Raw genomic sequence first — 20319 nt, 5'->3', positions numbered from 1 at the left:
ACCGACGTCGGTCTGTTTTTAAATATATCTCATTTTTATTTTCTTGTCAAGAAGTCACAATAAAAAAAAGAGCTGCATCTTATTTCTAAAATGCAGCCGCACAAAAATTCTAAACTATTGCTCCGTCATACTTTTAACAGCCGCCTTTAATACCTTGGCTGCTACAGCTCCGGCCACCTTGCTGCCGGAGCCCCCGTTTTCAACGACAACTACAAAGGCGAGGGGGCAATCCTCCCGGTCCAAAAACCCGGCGAACCAGGCATGAGGCTGCTGATCACCACCTACTTCGGCGGTTCCGGATTTTGCGCACAGCTCCAGCCCCTTATAGTTTTTATCTCCATATTCATTGATTACATTATTTCTCATCATTGCTCCAAGCTGCCTGGCTGTTTCTTCTGCAAGGATGCGTTTCTTTTCTGCTCCGGCATCCGAAACGTTGGATAGAAGCCCTTTTCCCTTCAATATTCTTGGAGTAACTCGGACACCATCATTGGCAATAGAGCCAACATAAGCCATGAAATTTAATGGGTTGGCCGTATCGCTGTACTGACCGATCCCTGCCCAGGCCAGATCTCCGCCCTCGGCATCCGACACACTTACTTTGCCCATGGCAGTTTTTATGGAATCCACTTTGAGCCTGGTGTTGAAGCCTGCCTTATCGGCATATTTTTGCAGGGTGTCTCCCCCCAGTTCCAGAGAAATTTCAGCAAATGCCACGTTACAGGATTTAGCCAGAGCCTGCTCCAAGGTAACATTTCCGTGAGGCTTCGGACAGGTTACGATCTGCCCGTTGATTGTGGCCTCTCCTTCACACTGATACACCCGTTTATCAATGCTGGTGAATTGATCGAGGGCCGCAGCTGCCGTTACCAGTTTGAACACAGATCCGGGAGTATAGGCAGCAGAAAAGAGGCGATTTATATAGACCCCCTCGTACTTATCAGGATTTGCTTCTACATCCGGGGGATTCTTTGGATCAAAGGTAGGCAGGCTTACCATACAGAGGATCTCCCCTGTCTCATAATTATAAACACCTACGGTTCCTTTCCTGCCGTTCATGGCATTGTAGGCCACAGTGCAAAGCTCCGAATCAAGGGTTAGAATAAGATCATTTTTTGTACGATCGAGCGGGTTCTCCCACTGAAAAGCACCATTCAGCATATCCCAGCCCGTTAGCTTTTCTCTGAAAGCCACCTGGGCACTGGTTACCACATTGCCTTTTGCATCTCCGACGGCATGCATCATTGCTTTTCTTACCGTGCTGTTTTCGTTATACTGCAAATTTCCATCCACCGTCTGCAGCAGAATCGCCCCATTTCGATCATAGATGGTTCCTGCCGACTTCAGCTGTCCGTTGGTATAAAGATGCTTGTTAAAGGAATGCTCCGCCCAGACAGAGGCATCTTTCACATATCTGAAAACAAAGAAAAGGAGACCCAGAATGAGCAGCAGCGTCAGAATCAATACTCCATAAGCACGTCTTGTCAATAATTTCAACTCATTCACCTAGCCCTTCCCATAGTTCCTCTTCTCCTTCATCTTCGCCTTCTTCATCATCCTCCTCATCCTCATACGGTCTTGTTCGTTCATCAGCCCCCTTGATAAATGCCAACAGTGCCCAGCAAACAATCATAGAAGAGCCTCCATTGGAAATAAAAGGTAAGGTGACCCCTGTAAGAGGCAGCAGGTCAACAGAGCCAAAAACGTTTAAGGATGTTTGAATCAAAAAGATGGATGCCGCTCCGCAGGCAGCGATGGCGTAAAAAGAGGACTTGCATCCTCCCGCCAGAGATAACGCAAAGATTGCCAGAAAGATTATGATCAAAACGGCCATCAAAGCCACGAGAAGTCCCCACTCTTCGCAAAGAATACCAAAAACCAAATCGGTATCCGCTGCGGGAATGGTATCCAAATATCCATTGCCCCCTCCCATTCCAAGAAGTCCGCCGCTGGCCGCATAGATCATGGTTCTCGTCTGCTGGTAGCCCAGGGAATCAGCAAATTCCCAAACGTGGCCCCAGGCTTGAAAGCGGGATGCAATATAAGGAAGAAAAGAGATCACCGCGATTGCCCCAAGCACAGCTCCCGAGGATATTAATGCAATGGTACGGATATCACCCGATCTCATAAAAGCGATTACAAGAAAAGAAACAAAGAAAATAACCGCAGTACCCAGGTCTCTCATTAGAATCAGAGCCAGAATGCAGGTTCCGGAAAATCCAATAAAAGCGGTTAAATTTCGAGTCGTAAGGAGCTTATCCAGCGTGGCCGTACCGGCAAGCACAAAGGCAACCTTTACAAATTCCATAGGCTGAAAGGTAATAAAGCCCAGATTGATCCAGTTTCTTGCGCCGAAACGGGTCTCTCCAATGGCAAGATTTAACAGCATCAGCACAATGGCGCAGCCAACAAGAATATATTTGAGTTTCCGTGCTCTGCCCAGGTCCTTGATGATCCATTGCATACTGTAAAATACGCCGATTCCTAAAAGGATAGCAATCAATTGCTTCATCAGGTGATCCGGTGCTGCTGAGGCTACCACGAACAGGTTCAGACCGCAGAGGAAGAATATTAACAATTCAAGCTCAATATACTTCCTGCTGGTTCTGGTCTGAATAAAATAATACAGGCATTCTGCAATAATCAATATGAGAAATACCATTGGTATTTTAAAATTTGCTTCTTCACCCATTGAAAAATAAATCTGGATACCACCTAAGAGCTGAAAAACAAGAATCATCAGGAAAGTGGTTCCTGATGCAATGTTTCTGCTCAATCCCGAAAGCCACTGCATCTTCCCTGTAATGGGTATATTTTCAAAGCCTTCTTCTGCCGGAAGGAATAAAAAGTCTGCACCTGCCAGAGAGATGGTATCCCCATCCTCAACAGTACTTGACTTTTCTATTTTTTCACCGTTAACGCTTACGCCCCCCTTTGAACCGAGATCTGTGATGGTCCAGTTTCCGTCTCCGAAGGTAAGTACTGCATGACTGCGGGAAACGAAGGGAAGATTGATCACAATATCGGCAAGCTTACTGCGTCCAATGGAATTTTCCCAGTGCTTCAGCGGTATGCGATAACCGTTCGGGATCTCCAGGAATCCCCAAGCCCTATTGTATCCTTCATTTTGCAAAAGCGGGAGCATACAGCGTATCAACACAAGGAATGCCAATACGGGAAATACCCATCGCACCACAAGGGTATAGAGTCCCGGCAAATCTATTGCATCAGATACCAAAACGCCAACACTCGCTATTATATTTGCAGACCTGCTAAGAATCCAGTCCAGTACCTGGCCGAATAGTTCTTTTGCGGCCTCTAAGTAAATTTCCATATGCCTTCCTTTACATGGCTTAATAATATAGCAAGCTCATTAAAACTCAAATGAAAACTTGCTATACATTAATATACTATTATTTTTGGGTAAAATCAACGCTCCAAGAGAGTGAATCTTCCTTGTTTTGGAAAAAACAGCCTTCAGCCAGGGGTTCCATCCCTGTTGAAGTAAATCAAGCGGGTCAAAATCGTTTCTGAAATTTCTATGATGCCGAAGGAATAGTATTCATTCCTTCTTTTATCTGTCGGCGACCCGGGATTAAAGAGCAGAGTCTTTCCATGTAGCCTGCAATACGGGTTATGGCTATGGCCGAAAATGATGCAGTCAACCTGGTCATTTTCAAAACAATGAATGGCTCTGTCAACAGTTTTGCCCTTTTCTCCATGGCCATGAAAAATACCGAAGCGATAGCCGCCAAGCACCGCCACCTTTTTCTCGCCCAACCTTTCCCTTAGCTCCTGGGGATCGGCATTTCCTGCAACAGCCGTAACCGGAGCGATTTCTTCCAGTTTTTCTATCACGTTCCAGTTTGCAATATCCCCTGCATGTATGATATGCTCAACTTTTTTTAGTGATTCCACTAAAAACTCCGGCAGCTGTTTCGCTCTGCCCGGAATATGGGTATCTGACAGGACTCCTATTTTCATCCATGCACCAACCTTTACCGTATCGACATTGGTTTTTTTTGCCAAGCTTTATGCCTTATGCCATCTTCAGCTAATGCTTCTGTCCGTCATAGCTTAGCTGCCAGCCGATTCCGAACTGATCGATGATAAATCCATAGCATTTGCTCCAGAAGGTTTCCTGAAGATCCATCACCACCGTACCGCCCACCTTCAGCTTATGGAAGGTTGCCTTGATTTCTTCCATATCACTGCTTGTGATGATTAAGCTGATATTATTACCGGCAATAAACGGCATATCCGGCGGTGCATCTGAAAACATAACGGTGCTTCCCATGATTTTCAGTTCGGCATGCATGACCAGGTTTTTGGTTTCTTCCGTAAGCGGGAACCCGTCATTAGACGGCATCTCACCGAAAGACAGGATTCTTGGTTTTTCCGTTCCAAATGCTTCCGCATAAAATTCCACCGCTTCACGGCAGTTTCCATTAAAATTAAGGTATGCTTGTACAGACATTTTTTCAACTCCTTTGTATAATTACGGTTAACGATAACCAGTTTCTATAATATAAGATTCCCCAATAAATGGGTTTTCAATCCTTTTCATCCTCCTGTATATCATTTCCTCCCGAGAATTACCTTTTATTTTCCATTTATAACTCAAGTCTTTTGTAAAGGAACGCTGAATATAATGAAGTGAAAAATGATGTGAGGTGACGATATGTATGAAAGACCTTCCAATCTGGTTTTTGAAGGCGGCGGTGTTCTAGGGATCGCTTATTTGGGTGTGCTGCAATATCTGACTCAAAACGATATTCTGATGAATTTAAAACGGGTAGCCGGCACCTCTGCCGGCGCAATCACGGCCTGTATCACCAGCTTTAATCTTCCTTTTACAGAAACAAAGAAAATCGCTGATACGCTGGATTTCAGGAAAGTACCCGGAAAAGATCCTTTCCCCGATTTGCTGAAATTATCAAAGCCTGCATGGAATGAGCTGGAAAAGATATTTGGGGATTTAGATTGTGTTTATCGATTGCTGAACAATTACGGCTGGTTTTCCACCGAGTATTTTTATCACTGGATCAAAAAACAAATCGAATCCCAGTTCGATCCTTTCAAAAAATTGCCTCCTTATACCTTTGCAGACTTTAAAAATCCATATATTCACAAAGAGAATCGGCCTTTTTTTGACCTGTATGTAATCGGAACGGATCTATCTTACCGATCCTCCAGAATTTTCTCTTGTGAAACTACGCCGGACATGGAGGTGGCGGAAGCGGTCAGAATTTCCATGTCAATCCCACTGTTCTTTGAAGCAATAGAGCTGGATGAAGATTACTTTATAAAAGATGGGGCCCCCAATATCTATTGTGACGGCGGTGTCATGTGGAACTATCCTATCAATATTTTTGATTCTATAACATTTGAAGACAGGAATGCACCTGCACTCTACAACCAAACCCTGGGAGCCAGGTTTCTAAGCAGAACCAAATACCACGAAATTAATAATCTCCTGGATTATATCAAAAATCTGTATCATTCCCAGATGAGAATTCAGCAGGATATTTTTGACAACAGCCCGGAAGATCAGGCCAGATCCATACAAATTGATCCCGGGGATGTGTCTGCTATCGACTTTGATATCAGTACCGGCGATGAGACCTACAAATTCTTATATAGTCAAGGGTATCAGGCAGCCAGAAGCTTTTTTGAAAAATAATGAGTCATCGGTACTATGGATGGACTGAGACCGAGGTTTTCTCATATAATAATCAGACCGTACGGAATAACCGGTTCTTCTGTTATCCCGTACGGTCCTGACTATCAGTAATTAATTCATAGGTTTGTTCCACATGATGGACTCCCCAAGTCCGGTTCTCATGTTCTCCGATTTTTCGAAAACCCGCTTTTCGGTACATATGGATGGCTGTCTTCTGATCCTCTGTTGTTTCCAAAAATATCTCCCGGTATCCTTTGTCTTTGGAATAGTTCAGCGCTTCTTGAAGGAGCTTGCCGCCCAGGTTTATCCCCCGGTACTCAGGATGGAGGATGAACCATCGAAGCTGTGCCCTCATTTCAGAATGCCCTACGATGGCGATTGCCCCGATTATTCTGTTATTTGCCTCTGCTATCCAGATTCTGTCTTTTTCTGGGTTATAATTTTCTAAAAACTCGTAAAAAGTCTTGCAGACATAACCTTCAAATACATGGTTATATCCGCATTCTTCCGCATAAATCCATCCATGCAGATAAATGAGGTATCCGATATCCCCCGGTCTGAGATGATAGCGGATATGGATAGGATCTTCATCAGAGTCGGAAGGATTGTCTGTCAGAGCCGATTTAACAGCCTCCATTCCTTCCACCAGTTTTCTTTGATTCTGTTCCGGCAATCGATCAATCATCTGATAAATTTGTTTGTCAGATCCCTCGTCCAGCTTGGAAAGTGTTTCTTTCCCTTCTCCTGTCAGATAGAGATAATACAGCCGCCCGTCTTCCCCAGATTGACGCCGATAGGTGAGATTCTGCTTTTCAAAGCGCTTCAGCATCCTGCTAAGATATCCGGAGTCAATTCTCAGTTCTTCAATCAGTTTTTTGGCAGTGCAGTTCTCCATATGGCCGATTTCATACAGTACGCGGACTTCCGAAAGTGAAAATTCACTATCCAGCATATGCTGGTCTAAAAGACCAAGTATGTTCGTATAAAATCTGTTAAATTTCCTGATGGCGCGGATATAAGGTTTATATGACGAATCCATAAATAACCTCCTTTTTCGTAATTGGTCATAAATTTATTATAAGGCAATTACTTGACTGAGTCAACTATTTTTAGTTGACTCAGTCAAGTAATTTTTTGTTTGTTTCAAATAAAGAAATGGACTATGAGATTTCGCATATCTCATAGCCCTTCGTCGTAAGTTTTTTTCCGTTGAACTTGTATCCGGCAAGTTTTAAAACATTCATTTCCCGTTTTTTTTATTATTTTTCTTTGTTCTGAGTATTTTTGAAGTTCTGGCTATTATCCTGAGCATTTTTACAAGTATTATCCTTTGTATTCTTTAAGTCTATATTTTTGCTTTGGTGTCCGTGATAATTATCGTATGGGTTGTCCTTCGTATTATTATTCATATTCCGATTATTCATGTTATCCATTTCTTCACCTCCTTACAATAAGTATTTGCAGATCACAGCTGTCTATTCGTTTTATCTGAACTGAAAATACAAAAAAGAGACAAGCATTTCACGCATTTAAAGCATTTTACATAACTTGTCTCTTCCAAAATCACCGGAGGATCTTCTATCTATTTATTTTTATCATGTATGACAAATCTGCAGCAGCTGTCACCGCTGGTTTTACAGAATGGTCTTTCAAAATCCACTTGAAAGCCGTGATACAGAACGCTGTCAATTTCACAGTACAAAGCTCCTATCTCCAATGCGTCTAATTGATCCCACATGTCATGCATCGGGCAATAAGTAATATCGGCAGGATTTGCAGGGTCTTTCTCCCATGAAATTCCAGGCATATCCCTTACGATAGCATAGGTTTCCGCATTGATTTCCAATCCTCTTTCCTTCGCTTCTTCTCTCATGACCTTCGCTCTTGCTTCACCGAACCCGGTTACAGCACTTCTTATGGCTTCTCTGCCGGCTTCTTCGCCTAGTCTTTCTATGAACTCCCTGGCCATAAAGTAATAGAGCTCTGCCATAAGCTTTGCCATTCTGCCTACGGGTTCATCCGTACTCCTGATCTTACCCATATTCCCACTGCCTTTCCTTATCCTCTGATTTCCGGTTTTTGTTCTAAAAACCGCTTCATTGCCTGGTCTACGAAGCTTGTCATCGTGATCGCTCCCATAACACAGGCTTTTGTGCATCTGCCGCAGCCGCTGCATTTTTGGGGCTCATCCAGCCAAGGTACAAAGACTCCTTCTATATTGGTTTCCTTCATTTTAAGGGAACCGTTTTTACAGTAGTTCACACATCCGCCGCAACCCTCACAATTTACCGGGATTACCCAAGGCAGCTTGCTGGGCTTCTTATCCATTGATTGCTGGGGACAAATCTGTCCAACGGCTTTCTTCATATTCTTTCATTTTTTCATACCCTAGAGTATCCAGACGGATTCCCGCTTCCGCACCGGGCTTGGTACAATAAATCTCCTCCACGGTGATTAGAAGCTTATCTCTTTGGAGCTTAGCTGCGCCTTTAAACTGGTAAGGTGCGCGAACTGATCCCAGCTGGCCGGGAGCTGCTGCTACATAATCATTTTCAGCAAGAATATTTTCTATCTGTTTTATTTGACTTGGCTTCAATGAAACAGTAATGGTTTCACCTTCCACGGTGCTGGAATCTGTTACGACTACAGTAGGAAATCCGTTCTTTGTTGCAGCCGCTATGTGGACGCCGTTTTCACTGATCCAATTACTCATTCTCGGTGTTAGACGAATTGACATTGATCTTCCCTCCTAAACAATTCTCTGTCCGGCTTGATCAGCTTCAAAGGAATAAATTTCTTCTACTTTCAGCGCGATCACGCCTCGTTGTGCCAGTTTTGGCGGAGCAATATCCGGCGGTACTTCATCAGGTGGCTCCTTTGCTGCCCAGTCTCCCCATTCGTTCAATACTTCTCCTGCCACCAGGTCATACCACATTTCATCATCAGGAGCCGCATGGCTGATGATCGTGCAAGGTCCTCGAAAAACCCAGGCGTGGTCCTTAACCGGATGTGCGATAGAAATGCAGCCAACAGGATTTTCATTTAAATTAACCTTTGTTTTCTGTGCAAACATTTCTGCGATCAGAATGTATTGATCTTTGTAATATGTAACAAATCTTTCGGCGACAATGTTTGGCTTGCCATCTGCACTGCTGGTGGCAAGATGAACGACGGCGCCGCCTTTCCCGACAACTTTTAAAACATTTTTCATTTCATCTGTCAGAACTGCCATTTTTTAATACCTCCTTCTGTCCATTTCTTATACTGCGGACATCCCTTATCTGCTGAATCTTTTGGTTTTATTTGGTCTTCAAAGATCGGAATTAATAATTCATACTATTCTTATATGATTAGTATAATATTAATCCAACAGGCTTTACTTGTCAAGTAAAGATTTTGATTTTTTTTAAATACAAGCAAAATGCAGGTCATTAACAGAATTAGTCCCAACTGTTCTTCCATATGCATATAATGTAGGGATTATTTTATAGAAAGGTTGATCCTATGAAAGAACTTTATACACAACCTATTATTTGCCCTTTAGATCAGGAGCATGTATGCCCTTTATCCTTACAAGTCGATTCAGATCAGACGAAGGAAGCAGAAGCTGCTGCCCTGGAGGGAGATGTACTTATCAGTCAAATGCCGCAAAATGTAAACCGCATATTTCAATTGATCGGCAGGGACTTTGCCGGCTACTCTTCGGAACTCCAGCGGTATGGGGTGCAAAATTTTATATCTCAATGGTTGGTTCTAAGTATCATTGCTTATGTTCTGAGAAATGCGGGAAATTACTCAGGAACGAATGAGCAAAGAGCAAGTCAGCTCCTGAGTGGACTGCAAAGAGATAATAGCATGCTTATCAATACCCTGCGCGGGTATGGGGTTCCCAATGACCGTGTCAACCAAATTATTTGGGATCTTATTTTCCTTATTTTGAGGAACCTTTTTCCTGGACCTGGACCTGGTCCGGGGCCAGGTCCGGGGCCGAGACCTGCGTGGAGTTCCTGGGAAGATCTCGGAGGGATATTGACCTCAGCTCCGGCAGTGGCATCCTGGCAGTCAAACCGTCTCGACGTATTTGGAAGAGGTCAGAATCAAGCACTCTGGCACAAATATTGGGATGGCTCCCGCTGGAGTGACTGGTATGATTTGGGCGGCGTATTAACCTCCGCACCTGCTGCTGTTTCCTGGGGACCAAACCGGATCGATGTATTTGCGGTTGGTCAGAACCAAGCGCTCTGGCACAAATGGTGGGATGGTTACAATTGGAGCGTCTGGGAAGATCTGGGAGGGATCCTGATTTCAGCCCCTGCAGTGGCTTCCTGGCAATCAAACCGTCTCGATGTATTCGGAGTCGGTCAAAACTCCTCCCTCTGGCATAAATGGTGGGATGGTTCCCGCTGGAGCGGCTGGGAAGATCTGGGAGGGATATTAACTTCACCTCCTGCTGCTGTTTCCTGGGGACCGAATCGTATCGATGTATTTGGCAGAGGTCAAAATCAAAGTCTGTGGCATCTATATTGGGATGGTACGAGATGGAGCAATTGGCAGGACATCGGCGGAGGTACTGTTACTTCCGGCCCTGCTGTCGCATCCACCGGCAGAAATCGGCTGGAACTCTTTGCCAGAGGACAGCAAAGTCAATTGCTCTTCAGAACCTGGAACGGAATGAGATGGAGCGGCTGGCAATCCCTGGACGGAGTCATTACCTCCGAACCTGCGGCTGTCTCCTGGGGAGGAAATCGTCTTGATGTATTTGCCAGAGGGCAGAATAACCATCTCTGGCACATTTGGCGATCATAAATACCGAGTACTCTTAGGAGCTACAGAGTACTAGTTGCATTTCAAAAGGCGGTTAACCAACCGCCTTTCATATTTTATATCATTTTCTAAAGAAATTAATTTTTATCGTCAATATTTTTCTTTTAAAATTTATCAGGTTCCGCAGAAGGTCCGATAAGAGCACCCTGTCGGTTCGGGAAGAGTTGTATATTCAGCCTGTTCCGGTAAATGCTCATAGGGTTTTGAGAGAACGCCAAGCAACCGTTCCATTACACTGTAATCGCCATTCTTCACGGCCGCTTCCAATGCCTCTTCCACCCTGTGGTTGCGAGGGATAATTGCCGGATTGCTGTTTTTCATTAATCGGTGAGAATCCTCCTCCGATTCCTGCTGCCTGCTCAGCCTTGCCTTCCATTGGCCATGCCACTGTACAAACTCCGAAGTGCCGGACAGCCCTGTGTCCTCCGGCTCATCAAAGGTGAGAGCCCGGAAGGTATTGGTAAAATCAGCATTATACTGCTTCATCATGGCAAGCAGATCTTCGATCAGGGATTCATCCTGATCCTCTTCATGGAAGATTCCCAACTTTGCCATCATACCGGAAAGCCAATGATGATAAAACAGTTGATGAAATTCCATAATCGCATCCTTTGCCATTGTTACAGCCTGTTCGTGATCCTGATGCAGCAAAGGCAGAAGCGTTTCGGCAAATCTGGTAAGATTCCATGCCGCAATCTGGGGCTGGTTTCCATAAGCATAACGACCGTGAATATCTATGGAGCTGAATACCGTTGCCGGATCGTAGGCATCCATAAAAGCACATGGGCCATAATCGATGGTTTCCCCGCTTAATGCCATATTGTCTGTATTCATCACGCCATGGATAAAACCGACCATCTGCCATTTGGCAATCAGCTGAGACTGACCTTTGATCACTTCTTTGAGCAAAGTTAAATAAGGGTTATCTCTTGAATCCGCATCTGTGAAATGCCTCTGCAGCGTATAGTCGGCCAAGGCTCTAAGTTCCTCAACAGTACCCCACTTTGATGCATATTGAAAGGTACCTACTCGCAGGTGACTGGAAGCTACTCTCGTGAGCACCGCACCAGGCTGAATCGTTTCCCGTATAATAGCTTCACCGGTTGCAGCCACTGCCAGACTGCGGGTTGTGGGAATGCCAAGGCCATGCATCGCTTCACTGATCATGTACTCTCTAAGCATAGGGCCAAGGGCTGCTCTTCCGTCTCCTCCGCGGGAATAGGGCGTTCTGCCCGAGCCTTTTAGCTGTATATCAAATCTTTCTCCCTGGGGTGTAATCTGTTCTCCAAGCAGCAAGGCTCTGCCATCTCCCAACATGGTAAAATGTCCGAACTGATGGCCTGCATATGCCTGGGCAAGAGGGAAAGAGCCCTCGGGAATCCGGCTGCCCGCAAAAACTTCTTCGCCATCCTTATTTTCGAGAGCATGAATGTTCAGGCCCAGAGATTTAGCCAGCGGATGATTCAGAATAACCAGCTTTGGAGACCGTACCGGTGCTGGATCCAGGGCAGAGAAAAACAGTTCCGGCAGATGCGCATAGCTGTTGTCTAAATTCCATCCCGCATCAATTTTTGAATGAATTTTTTCCATCGCGTCTCCTTTCTTATTCTGACTTTTTTTTCTGACTTTTTTCCGAACCGGTTTATGAACCGGGTTTATCTAGATTACTTTCATATAGTTTTAGTGTCTGCTTCTGTTAAAATATTATACCCATTCCTTGATTGAGACCTTATGAGTATTTTTATTTTTATATTAAAAATTACAAGTCCTAATGTAATCCAAACTACTGCAAACAGAAGCCCTCCTGTAACATAACTGCCGATGACATCCCAGCCGGCCCCTTTTAACATAAGGTCTTTCATTGGATTTACATAGTAGTACAGCGGCCAGACAGCCTTCATAACAGTTGCAAAGCCAGGAGCCATCATATACTCGGGCCACCCGTATCCACAGCTCAGGAAGCTTGGTACGGCAATGAACATAACAAACTGAATGCAGTGGGTTGCGTCCTCAAAGAATGATGCGATTACCAGGGAAATACCGAAAAGACACAAGAGGAAAATAACATGAATCAGCATGATGTACCCAATGTTACCCTTTATGGGATAGGCAAATAACTTATTGGCCAAGACCAGACAAATCAGCATGCTGATGGTATTCAGCAATGAGAAAACCCCTATCTTATATGACACATTGCCCAGCTGAAGCCTTACAGCTTCAGGATGATTGCAGTCTGAAAGATGAATCCTCTCTTTCTCATGAATCAGCACCGTTGGGGTAACCGCCAGAATCGTCTGCTGTACAAATATCCCCAGAAGTCCGGCAAATAAATAATAAAAATATCCAAGCTGTGGGTTGTAGAGCGATCTGTCCGCTATGTTTAACGTATACACGCTCTGCTCCGCAGCAAAAGGAACCATCCCGCCTGCTTCCAGCAGATTCATCTGAATGCCCGCATTTACCATAGCAAGTATGGTACTTGCATAGAGCTGAATATTGTTTCCTATCAGAAAGTTCGTTCCATCAATCAGCACTTCTGCATGGGTCCCTGCCTTTGCACTTAAGTCTTTTCCAAAGCCTTCGGGTATTATCACGGCCCCTTTGATTTCTCCGGAAAGCAGCCGGTCTTCAATCTCCTGATAGGAATCGGGGGTTTCGGTCACTTGAAAGACAGGACAATCGTAGAAGCTGTCAACCACAATTCTGGATTTCGACGAGTTATCCATATCAAATACCGCAATCGGGATATCCTCTACAAAAACCGGACTCATAACCGCTCCGAATAATATGGTAAAAAGTATCGGAATGAATAATAATATCAGATACGGACGCAGCTTAAGAAGTTTTTCCTTCATGGTTGGTTCGTTGCTCATGGTGTCATCACCCCCGCTTCGGTCAGTTTTTTATCCCGAACCGTCTTAATCAGATAAAGCGTAATAATACCTGCCAGAAGGAAGACGGACATGGCGATGAAATCAGGAAGAAGATGATTCATCCGCATCGGCTTCAGGCAAAGGTTTCTGATAGATTCGCTGTAATAGGTAAATGGGATTGCCTTAGCCAGATACTGCATTGCAGCAGGCATTGCCAGCACAGGCCAGGTGTAGCCTCCAAGGATGGCCGTTGGAAGAACCAGTATGCACGAAATCTGCGTGCAGAATGTTCTTTCATCGAAAAAGGACCCCATCATGTATCCAAGCAGTGTAATGCAAATTGAAAACAGCAGTGTAAGCAGTATGCCGCCCGGTATCGTTCCCCTGTAAGGCATTCCGAAAATCAGCCACTGTATGGCCAGAGTCAGGAACATGGACAGGGAACCTGCCAGACTCCATTGGAGGATTACTTTCAGGTGTTCCCTGAATAAAAGGTTTTTCCTTTGATTTTCCCAGCCTCTTTCAGCTCCGGTAATAGCGATTGCAACCTGGACTATCGCTGCCAGCAAACCGGGGAGAACAAAGTTCCGAAAGCTTTTCACAGGATTATACAGAGTTCTGATGGTTGTGTCCAAAGGCATTACCTGATTCATAACCTGACCCGGCACTACACTCTGCTTGCCCTCATAGATGCTTGCCATGTAGCCTGCTTTTACCGTCAGCAGGATTTCCATCATTGATGCTTTTGATGATACGATAACCGCCATGGTGGAGCCGTCATACACGGTGAGAATCTTAGGTGCCTTACCGGCTTGCATATCTTTATAGAAATTCTCGGGTATGATGACTCCCACATAAGCCTTTCCCTCATAGATTGCCTCCTCAACTTTATCGTAACTGTCGGCATATTTTACAATGTTGAAATAAGGGCTATTTTTGATATATCCAATATAGTTTTCACTGAATCCGGACTTGTCACTATCCATGATGACGGTGGGAATCGTTACAGCCACATCCGCTTTCATTTCATATCCCAATATCAGGCTTGCGGAAATAGGTATGATCATTAACATCAGAACCGTCATGATCAGTCTCGGATGTTCTGATTTAAATTTTACAGCTGCTATGATAAAGCTGTTTCTTTGCCCCTTCATATTTATTTACCTTCGTTTTTCCCAAAATGAACCAAGACTGTCATTCCTGAGTAAAGTTCCTGATCAATATCGAGAACATTTACCTTTACCCCATAGGAAAGAACATCGAAATCACCGTTTTCATTAGTGGCTCTCTTTGTTGCAAAGTCAGGTTTTTTGTTTACATTTACGATCTTTCCCTTAAAGGTCTCACCCGGAAAAGCAGGAAATGTCAGTTCAACCTCATTGCCAAGGTGAACCTTTGCAAGATCTGTTTCCTTTACGTTTACTTCTACCCAGGGATTTTCCGGTGATGTCACCGCTGCAAGAGGCATTCCCGTTGAAATCAGTTCACCGGGATCCACATTGATCGATGTGACCACTCCGTCCATAGGAGCCTTAATTACGGAATCCTCCAGGTAGCTGTTTACTTCTGCGACGGCACCTCCTGCCTGTTTTACAAGAGCGTTGGCAGCTGCCTTGTCTTCCTGTCTTGCACCTTCCATGGCCATATTATAGGTTTCCTTCGCGGCGGTGTACTGGGCTTCTACCTGATCGAAGGTCGCCTGAGAAATCGCCTCCTGCTCCAAAAGGATTTTCATTCTGTTATAAGTTTTTTGCGCGTAGTCAAAGGCCGCTTTTGCCTGCGCAACTTCCTGGTTTCTTGCTCCTGCCGCAGCTTTATCTGCCTGTGCTTCTGCAGCCGCTTTCGCTCCCTCGGCCTGCTGCAGTTTTGCCTCAATGGTCTCACTAGTCAGGGAGAGGAGCGGATCCCCGGCTTTTACAGTTTCTCCTTCTTCTACCAAAACTTCATTGATGGTTCCGGCAAGCTTGGAGTTTAAAGTAGCTTCTTTCATTTTCAAACTTCCTTGAACCACCAATTCTTCCGATTTCTCTTTTTGAGTCGTCGCAAAGGCAATGCCGCTTCCGATCAGTGCCACGATAAGGGCTGCTGTAATGATCACCTTTGTTTTTGAATAATTTTTCTCGTTCATGTTTATTTCCTTCTCCATTTGCTATAGTCTTCCTTTCATTGCAATTTCTTAAATACACTCTATCTTTTTCCCTGAAATCTCATATAATCTGCTGTCAATCCTGATTTCCCCTTTGAATTCATTTTCCCCTTTGATACCCGAAAGCTGGCAGGATGAAAGCCCAATCGGCGTCCTTAATTTTCCGGCAAAAAGAAATGTCTGCCCGTTCTCTGCAAGCTGTTCTTCGTTGAGAATCTTCCCTGCCAACAGATTTTTATGGCCAATGAGTTCCAGCACTCCCCACAGTCTTTGTTTGCTGCCCCTTATCTTCAGCGTTCCTGTCTTTGGTCCCAGCTGGCTGTTTAAAACAATTCTATATTTGCATTTCATTTTAAACCCCTTTTTTGCTACAAGTGTATATATTTTATACACTTGTAAAATGATTGAGAATACGTCATAATATCTATAATACTTTTCAGTTTAAACAAGGAGGTCGTCATAATGTATTCAGGCAAAACAGACTTAACCAAAAAGGCGATGGCCCAATCTCTTAAGAAATTTCTGTCTGTCAAACCGTTAAACAAAATCAGTATCCGGGAAATCGTTGAAGACAGCGGCTTGAACCGTCAGACTTTTTATTATCACTTCCAGGATATCTATGAACTTCTTGAATGGATGATCGACCACGAGGTGGTTTCCACGATAAAGGAAAGCGAAAATTTTCTTTCCTGGCAGGATGCAGGCATATACCTTCTTCGATATATCCAGAGCAACGAAGCACTTTCCCTTTGCATCTTTCACTCGGTAGGCAGAGACTCCCTGAAAAAATTCTTCTACAAAGACGCTTTCGGTATCTGTATGCGTTTTCTGAAAGAGAATACAAAAGGAATCGAGTATGATGAAGAGGACTTTCAATATCTCGCCCATTTTTACAGCATTTCCTTTGCTTCCCTTTTGGAGGATTGGGTTACGAACGGAATGAAGCGTTCTCCCGAAGAGGTCATTCACATTCTTGACCTGATCGTCTCCGGTTCTGCACGGCAGGCTTTGGAGAGATTTGCAGAAGAGCGTAAAGCAAGGGAAACCCCGTAAAAACAAGGCAAACCCTATAAGAGGAACCCTATAGAGGAATCCTCATGGTTCCCACGCCCTGCGCATTCAGATAGGCCTCCAGTGCCAGATTGTATTCCGACGTTGCTTTTGCAACATTTAAATTTGCCTTATAAAGGTTTACCTGAGCGGTCAGGAGTTCTTCCACCGTGCTCAGCCCTTCTTCATTGGTCAGTGTTATCAGTCTTAATCCCTCCTGGGCGTAGCTTTGAAGCGATCGTGCAGCATCCAGAGCCGCCTTTTTGTCGGCAACTTCCGCAGCCTTGTTTCGAATGTCGATTTCGATCTGCACTCTGGCATCCTTGGCAGTTTTTTCAGCATTCAGATATTTGATCTGCGCATTCAGATAGGTGGCTGACGTTTTCGGATAAGCTGCTATATCATCAAATAGTATTTTATAAATATCTTTTGCGAAATCGGCTCCTCTGATCTCATTCCTGTTGTCCAGCGCGTTCTTTACAGCTTTTTCCGTATCAATTGCCGCTCCGGTACTTTCTGTCAGCTTATCTGTAAATTCCACTTCCTGAAGCACGTGATATCCCAATAAATAGTTAAAGCTCATGCGAGCATACTCCATCTTGGTTTTTGCTGCTCTTACCTCTTTCTCTGCATCGGTCAGGGCACTCTGTGCCTGAAGCACATCCTTCTTCGTCAACAGACCTACTTCCTTCTTCGCAAGTACGTTCTGCAAATTTCTCTGCTGAGCCTTAAGGTTATCCTTGGCAATTTTATAGTTGTCCTCTGCAAGGAGCACCGTATTGTAAATATTGATGGTATCCTGCCTGATTTGATTCAGGTCCGCCTGATAGTTGTTTTCCGTGTTGTTATTGGCAAAGTTTCTTCTGAGTGCCATAATCTTTTTATTATTTTCCGTCGCACCCGCTACCTGGGCGTCATAGGCAAGCTCTACGATGCTGGATGCGCCGAGCTGTGCTAAAGCTGCCTGCTGATAGGGCAAAGGAAGGGATTCCAGGTAATCGATATCATTCAGCGCTTTTTTAATGTCGCTGTACTTCTCGGAATATCCTTTTGCCACCGCCATATCCGATTGTTTGTTTAAATTCGCAGTCTCCGCTCTGGTGCCGGTAGTGGTCATGATCTTAAGCGCTTCATTTAGCGACAGTTTTTTCAGCGGTTCTTTTACGGTTATTCCTTCTTCCGTTGTTGTGCCTGCAGTAATTGCAGTGTCTGTTGTTGTGCTGACCGAATTTGCAGTGTCCGTTGTTGTACTTGCTGAATTTGCGGCAGTTGTGACAGAACTTCCGGTTGCTGTCTCCTGATTTTTTACGCTGCCGGACTCGGCGGCAAATGCAGGAACTGCTGCTGTTGATATCATTGCTGCCGCCAGCATAATGCATAGTAATTTGCTTTTCATTTTCTCGTCCCCTTATTGCTTTTTATTTCTTGATATAAGATACCGCTAAAGTGAAAAAATGAAAATATTCAATTTATATATAAGTGTAAAGATTTTAAACACTTGTATATAAATTGTATAATAGAAAAGGTCCTATCCAGGATACAGCCAAAATGATTTTTCAAAAACTCTACCGATTTCTTGATCAAAACTTCCGAGCAAGATTTATACCGCGGCAGAGCATGTGCCTCAATCACCAGTACCCTAAAATGTCCGGCGAGATGAAAGGCAGTCATACTTCCGGCCGGGCCGGCTCCAATGATTATAATATCGTAATGTTTGTCCAAATCGTAATTCTCCTTACTATAAATTTCCGATTCCTCCAAAGAAGGATCGATTCAAAAGGCAGTTCTATTTACCATATATTGTTCATCCTCAAGGGAAAGGGGTTATGATATACTTGCCTCATAAAATATGAAAGAGGAAGGGCTTTTCAATGATTAAAAAACAGAATATGTACAAAACAATTCTCGCTTTAACCCTGGTTTTTTTGCTGGTCTTCAGCTATGCAAGCAACCATTATGCTTTTGGAGCGAAGCCGGATAAGACAGCACCAACGGCCCCCACTAATTTACGGGCAACATCTGTAAACGAAACCTCAGTTACCCTTTCATGGAACCCATCAACGGACAATATCGGCGTAAAAACATATGATATCTATCGCAATAATACATACCTTTCATCCTCAACAGCCACTTCCTATACCGCAGCCAGTCTTACGCCGGCAACCACCTATCAATTCTATGTAAAGGCAAAGGATGCAAAAGGAAACATTTCAGTATCAAGTAATGTTATTTCAGTTACCACCACAGCCACAACCCCTTTACCTCCGCCCACACCTGTACCTCAACCATTAAGTAATAGAATCGTCGGATACTATGCCGCCTGGGCGACCTATACCGGTACCACACCGGACAAAATCGATGCGACGAAGCTAACCCATATCAACTACGCATTTGCGAATATCGGGCCGGATCTTAAAATTACACTTGGTTATCCAGACATTGACGTTAATAATTTTAAAATGCTGAATGCTTTAAAAACCACCAATCCGAACTTAAAGACTTTAATCTCCGTAGGCGGCTGGTCCTGGTCAGGTAAATTTTCTGATGCGGCCCTGACAGATGCATCCAGAACTGCCTTTGCAGACAGTTGTGTGACATTCATCACACAATACGGCTTTGATGGTGTTGACCTCGATTGGGAATACCCTGTCAGCGGAGGATTGACTACAAACGCCAAGCGTGCTGAGGACAAGCAAAACTTTACGTTATTGCTTAAGAAAATCCGTGAAAAACTAGATGCACGCGGAGCCGTGGACAATAAACATTATCTCCTTACCATCGCCGGAGGTGCAGGCGGTTCCTATGCCAACAATACGGAGCTTTCCCTGATCCACCAGTATTTGGACTATGCTACCATCATGACTTATGACCTTCATGGAACCTGGGACTCTTATACAGACCTGCATGCACCGTTATACACCAACAGCGATGTAACGCCGCAATACAAAGCAAGTGTAGACTCCAGCCTGAATGCCTGGTACCAGGCTTCCTTCCCAAAGGATAAAATTGTCGTCGGCATTCCATTTTACGGCTACCTGTACTCCTCTGTAAATAATGCGAATAACGGGCTGTACCAAAGATTTTCAGGAGCAAGCTCCATCAGCTACCATTCCATTGTTACCAATTATCTAAACAAACCGGGATATACCAGATACTTTCATTCCCAATCCATGGTTCCCTGGTTATTTAACGGTACCGTATTTATCAGCTATGAAGATCCCCAGTCTATCGGAATAAAAACGGATTACATTAAATCGAAAGGTTTGGGCGGAGCCATGATTTGGGAGCTCAGCCAGGACTCCAACAAAGTACTCCTGAACTCAGTTTATGATGGTCTTAAATAACGAAAAAGGGTGTAAATATTAAACACAATCCTATTCAAATCATCATAATATGAAGAAAAATTCAAAAACCGAAAACATGGGGGAATAAATATGATGAATGAACTTCATTCCCATTATTATAACGGGAATACATCAATTAATGATGGACATGAGCATGGGTACTCGGGTTATACCAGTGTAGATCCTGATCAGCCCGGTCATATTCACTCTATGGAAGGTGACACTACAGTAAATGACGGCCACGATCATCATTACAAGATTCAAACAGGACCTGAAATAGAGTATGAAGGCGGCCACTTTCATTCTTACAAGGGTGTTACCAGTAGAGCTGATATGCATACACATCAAATGTCAGGTTATACATCTCTAAATCTGGATAAATAGTTTTAAATAAAAAAA

At 44.1% G+C, this 20319-nt stretch carries 22 protein-coding genes; 5 read left to right on the top strand and 17 right to left on the bottom strand.

Annotated elements, in window-relative coordinates:
* Nucleotides 1–114 precede the first annotated feature (114 nt).
* From KCX82_RS16150 to KCX82_RS16135, 4 genes are all read right to left on the bottom strand, one after another.
* Nucleotides 115–1506, bottom strand: a complete 1392-nt coding sequence (locus tag KCX82_RS16150) for a penicillin-binding transpeptidase domain-containing protein (RefSeq protein WP_227019525.1) — start codon at nt 1504–1506, stop codon at nt 115–117.
* A complete protein-coding gene (locus KCX82_RS16145) occupies nt 1499–3334 on the bottom strand; it encodes an FtsW/RodA/SpoVE family cell cycle protein (RefSeq protein ID WP_227019524.1) in 1836 nt (611 codons plus the stop codon). The genes KCX82_RS16150 and KCX82_RS16145 overlap by 8 nt, the downstream gene beginning before the upstream one ends.
* 143 nt (nt 3335–3477) lie before the next feature.
* On the bottom strand, nt 3478–4029 hold the full coding sequence (locus tag KCX82_RS16140; RefSeq protein WP_227019523.1) for a metallophosphoesterase family protein: 552 nt from the start codon (nt 4027–4029) through the stop codon (nt 3478–3480).
* Nucleotides 4030–4054: 25 nt separating this feature from the next.
* Entirely contained in the window at nt 4055–4477 is a 423-nt protein-coding gene (locus KCX82_RS16135; protein WP_227019522.1) for a VOC family protein, read from the bottom strand.
* 204 nt (nt 4478–4681) lie between these two features.
* Between KCX82_RS16135 and KCX82_RS16130 the strand changes: the two genes are divergently transcribed.
* A complete protein-coding gene (locus tag KCX82_RS16130) occupies nt 4682–5683 on the top strand; it encodes a patatin-like phospholipase family protein (RefSeq protein WP_319633361.1) in 1002 nt (333 codons plus the stop codon).
* An 82-nt stretch (nt 5684–5765) separates the two neighbouring features.
* Here KCX82_RS16130 and KCX82_RS16125 read toward each other — a convergent pair whose 3' ends face one another.
* From KCX82_RS16125 to KCX82_RS16100, 6 genes are all read right to left on the bottom strand, one after another.
* Entirely contained in the window at nt 5766–6722 is a 957-nt protein-coding gene (locus KCX82_RS16125; RefSeq protein ID WP_227019521.1) for a bifunctional helix-turn-helix transcriptional regulator/GNAT family N-acetyltransferase, read from the bottom strand.
* Between the two features lie 220 nt (nt 6723–6942).
* Nucleotides 6943–7116 carry a hypothetical protein gene (locus KCX82_RS16120; RefSeq protein ID WP_227019520.1) on the bottom strand — a complete coding sequence of 58 codons (174 nt, stop codon included), beginning with the start codon at nt 7114–7116 and terminating at the stop codon, nt 6943–6945.
* Nucleotides 7117–7265: 149 nt separating this feature from the next.
* Nucleotides 7266–7724, bottom strand: coding sequence for an L-2-amino-thiazoline-4-carboxylic acid hydrolase (locus tag KCX82_RS16115; protein ID WP_227019519.1), 459 nt, complete (start codon nt 7722–7724; stop codon nt 7266–7268).
* Between the two features lie 17 nt (nt 7725–7741).
* Nucleotides 7742–8011, bottom strand: coding sequence for a 4Fe-4S dicluster domain-containing protein (locus KCX82_RS16110; RefSeq protein ID WP_227019518.1), 270 nt, complete (start codon nt 8009–8011; stop codon nt 7742–7744).
* A complete protein-coding gene (locus KCX82_RS16105) occupies nt 8004–8420 on the bottom strand; it encodes a hypothetical protein (RefSeq protein ID WP_227019517.1) in 417 nt (138 codons plus the stop codon). Before KCX82_RS16105 ends, KCX82_RS16110 begins: the two co-directional genes overlap by 8 nt.
* Before the next feature lie 12 nt (nt 8421–8432).
* The gene (locus KCX82_RS16100) at nt 8433–8915 is read right to left on the bottom strand and encodes a pyridoxamine 5'-phosphate oxidase family protein (protein ID WP_227019516.1); all 483 of its coding nucleotides are present in this window, start codon (nt 8913–8915) and stop codon (nt 8433–8435) included.
* Between the two features lie 272 nt (nt 8916–9187).
* Here KCX82_RS16100 and KCX82_RS16095 point away from each other — a divergent pair, with 272 nt between their 5' ends.
* A complete protein-coding gene (locus KCX82_RS16095) occupies nt 9188–10489 on the top strand; it encodes a PLL family lectin (protein ID WP_227019515.1) in 1302 nt (433 codons plus the stop codon).
* Nucleotides 10490–10621: 132 nt separating this feature from the next.
* Here the strand turns inward: KCX82_RS16095 and KCX82_RS16090 are convergent, their stop codons facing one another.
* The 5 genes from KCX82_RS16090 to KCX82_RS16070 all read right to left on the bottom strand — a co-directional run bounded on the left by KCX82_RS16090 (nt 10622) and on the right by KCX82_RS16070 (nt 15877).
* Nucleotides 10622–12097 carry a protein adenylyltransferase SelO gene (locus KCX82_RS16090; protein WP_227019514.1) on the bottom strand — a complete coding sequence of 492 codons (1476 nt, stop codon included), beginning with the start codon at nt 12095–12097 and terminating at the stop codon, nt 10622–10624.
* A gap of 80 nt (nt 12098–12177) precedes the next feature.
* On the bottom strand, nt 12178–13380 hold the full coding sequence (locus KCX82_RS16085) for an ABC transporter permease (RefSeq protein WP_227019513.1): 1203 nt from the start codon (nt 13378–13380) through the stop codon (nt 12178–12180).
* A complete protein-coding gene (locus KCX82_RS16080; RefSeq protein ID WP_227019512.1) occupies nt 13377–14534 on the bottom strand; it encodes an ABC transporter permease in 1158 nt (385 codons plus the stop codon). The genes KCX82_RS16085 and KCX82_RS16080 overlap by 4 nt, the downstream gene beginning before the upstream one ends.
* 2 nt (nt 14535–14536) lie before the next feature.
* On the bottom strand, nt 14537–15508 hold the full coding sequence (locus tag KCX82_RS16075) for an HlyD family secretion protein (protein ID WP_227019511.1): 972 nt from the start codon (nt 15506–15508) through the stop codon (nt 14537–14539).
* A 48-nt stretch (nt 15509–15556) separates the two neighbouring features.
* Nucleotides 15557–15877 (bottom strand): hypothetical protein, encoded by a 321-nt coding sequence (locus tag KCX82_RS16070; RefSeq protein ID WP_227019510.1) that lies wholly within the window; start codon nt 15875–15877, stop codon nt 15557–15559.
* Nucleotides 15878–15988: 111 nt separating this feature from the next.
* Here KCX82_RS16070 and KCX82_RS16065 point away from each other — a divergent pair, with 111 nt between their 5' ends.
* The gene (locus KCX82_RS16065) at nt 15989–16579 is read left to right on the top strand and encodes a TetR/AcrR family transcriptional regulator C-terminal domain-containing protein (protein WP_227019509.1); all 591 of its coding nucleotides are present in this window, start codon (nt 15989–15991) and stop codon (nt 16577–16579) included.
* A gap of 28 nt (nt 16580–16607) precedes the next feature.
* Here KCX82_RS16065 and KCX82_RS16060 read toward each other — a convergent pair whose 3' ends face one another.
* Together KCX82_RS16060 and KCX82_RS16055 are read right to left on the bottom strand one after the other, a co-directional pair.
* A complete protein-coding gene (locus KCX82_RS16060) occupies nt 16608–17972 on the bottom strand; it encodes a TolC family protein (RefSeq protein WP_227019508.1) in 1365 nt (454 codons plus the stop codon).
* A gap of 68 nt (nt 17973–18040) precedes the next feature.
* Nucleotides 18041–18298, bottom strand: coding sequence for an FAD-dependent oxidoreductase (locus tag KCX82_RS16055; RefSeq protein ID WP_227019507.1), 258 nt, complete (start codon nt 18296–18298; stop codon nt 18041–18043).
* 149 nt (nt 18299–18447) lie between these two features.
* Between KCX82_RS16055 and KCX82_RS16050 the strand changes: the two genes are divergently transcribed.
* Both KCX82_RS16050 and KCX82_RS16045 read left to right on the top strand, forming a co-directional pair.
* Nucleotides 18448–19920: a glycoside hydrolase family 18 protein gene (locus KCX82_RS16050; protein ID WP_227019506.1), complete on the top strand. Its 1473-nt coding sequence runs from the start codon at nt 18448–18450 to the stop codon at nt 19918–19920.
* A 90-nt stretch (nt 19921–20010) separates the two neighbouring features.
* Entirely contained in the window at nt 20011–20304 is a 294-nt protein-coding gene (locus tag KCX82_RS16045) for a YmaF family protein (protein ID WP_227019505.1), read from the top strand.
* Nucleotides 20305–20319 lie beyond the last annotated feature (15 nt).

The sequence above is a fragment of the Sinanaerobacter chloroacetimidivorans genome (assembly GCF_018128545.1).
In the GTDB taxonomy this organism is placed as follows: domain Bacteria; phylum Bacillota; class Clostridia; order Peptostreptococcales; family Anaerovoracaceae; genus Sinanaerobacter; species Sinanaerobacter chloroacetimidivorans.
This window is presented reverse-complemented; position numbering and strand designations above follow the sequence as displayed.

Bases quoted from the DNA above. Each gene is read 5' to 3' on its own strand.
- KCX82_RS16145 (WP_227019524.1), bottom strand. From the start codon at position 3,334: ATGGAAATTTACTTAGAGGCCGCAAAAGAACTATTCGGCCAGGTACTG.
- KCX82_RS16135 (WP_227019522.1), bottom strand. From the start codon at position 4,477: ATGTCTGTACAAGCATACCTTAATTTTAATGGAAACTGCCGTGAAGCG.
- KCX82_RS16130 (WP_319633361.1), top strand. From the start codon at position 4,682: ATGTATGAAAGACCTTCCAATCTGGTTTTTGAAGGCGGCGGTGTTCTA.
- KCX82_RS16125 (WP_227019521.1), bottom strand. From the start codon at position 6,722: ATGGATTCGTCATATAAACCTTATATCCGCGCCATCAGGAAATTTAAC.
- KCX82_RS16120 (WP_227019520.1), bottom strand. From the start codon at position 7,116: ATGGATAACATGAATAATCGGAATATGAATAATAATACGAAGGACAAC.
- KCX82_RS16115 (WP_227019519.1), bottom strand. From the start codon at position 7,724: ATGGGTAAGATCAGGAGTACGGATGAACCCGTAGGCAGAATGGCAAAG.
- KCX82_RS16110 (WP_227019518.1), bottom strand. From the start codon at position 8,011: ATGGATAAGAAGCCCAGCAAGCTGCCTTGGGTAATCCCGGTAAATTGT.
- KCX82_RS16105 (WP_227019517.1), bottom strand. From the start codon at position 8,420: ATGTCAATTCGTCTAACACCGAGAATGAGTAATTGGATCAGTGAAAAC.
- KCX82_RS16100 (WP_227019516.1), bottom strand. From the start codon at position 8,915: ATGGCAGTTCTGACAGATGAAATGAAAAATGTTTTAAAAGTTGTCGGG.
- KCX82_RS16095 (WP_227019515.1), top strand. From the start codon at position 9,188: ATGAAAGAACTTTATACACAACCTATTATTTGCCCTTTAGATCAGGAG.
- KCX82_RS16090 (WP_227019514.1), bottom strand. From the start codon at position 12,097: ATGGAAAAAATTCATTCAAAAATTGATGCGGGATGGAATTTAGACAAC.
- KCX82_RS16085 (WP_227019513.1), bottom strand. From the start codon at position 13,380: ATGAGCAACGAACCAACCATGAAGGAAAAACTTCTTAAGCTGCGTCCG.
- KCX82_RS16080 (WP_227019512.1), bottom strand. From the start codon at position 14,534: ATGAAGGGGCAAAGAAACAGCTTTATCATAGCAGCTGTAAAATTTAAA.
- KCX82_RS16075 (WP_227019511.1), bottom strand. From the start codon at position 15,508: ATGAACGAGAAAAATTATTCAAAAACAAAGGTGATCATTACAGCAGCC.
- KCX82_RS16070 (WP_227019510.1), bottom strand. From the start codon at position 15,877: ATGAAATGCAAATATAGAATTGTTTTAAACAGCCAGCTGGGACCAAAG.
- KCX82_RS16065 (WP_227019509.1), top strand. From the start codon at position 15,989: ATGTATTCAGGCAAAACAGACTTAACCAAAAAGGCGATGGCCCAATCT.
- KCX82_RS16060 (WP_227019508.1), bottom strand. From the start codon at position 17,972: ATGAAAAGCAAATTACTATGCATTATGCTGGCGGCAGCAATGATATCA.
- KCX82_RS16050 (WP_227019506.1), top strand. From the start codon at position 18,448: ATGATTAAAAAACAGAATATGTACAAAACAATTCTCGCTTTAACCCTG.
- KCX82_RS16045 (WP_227019505.1), top strand. From the start codon at position 20,011: ATGATGAATGAACTTCATTCCCATTATTATAACGGGAATACATCAATT.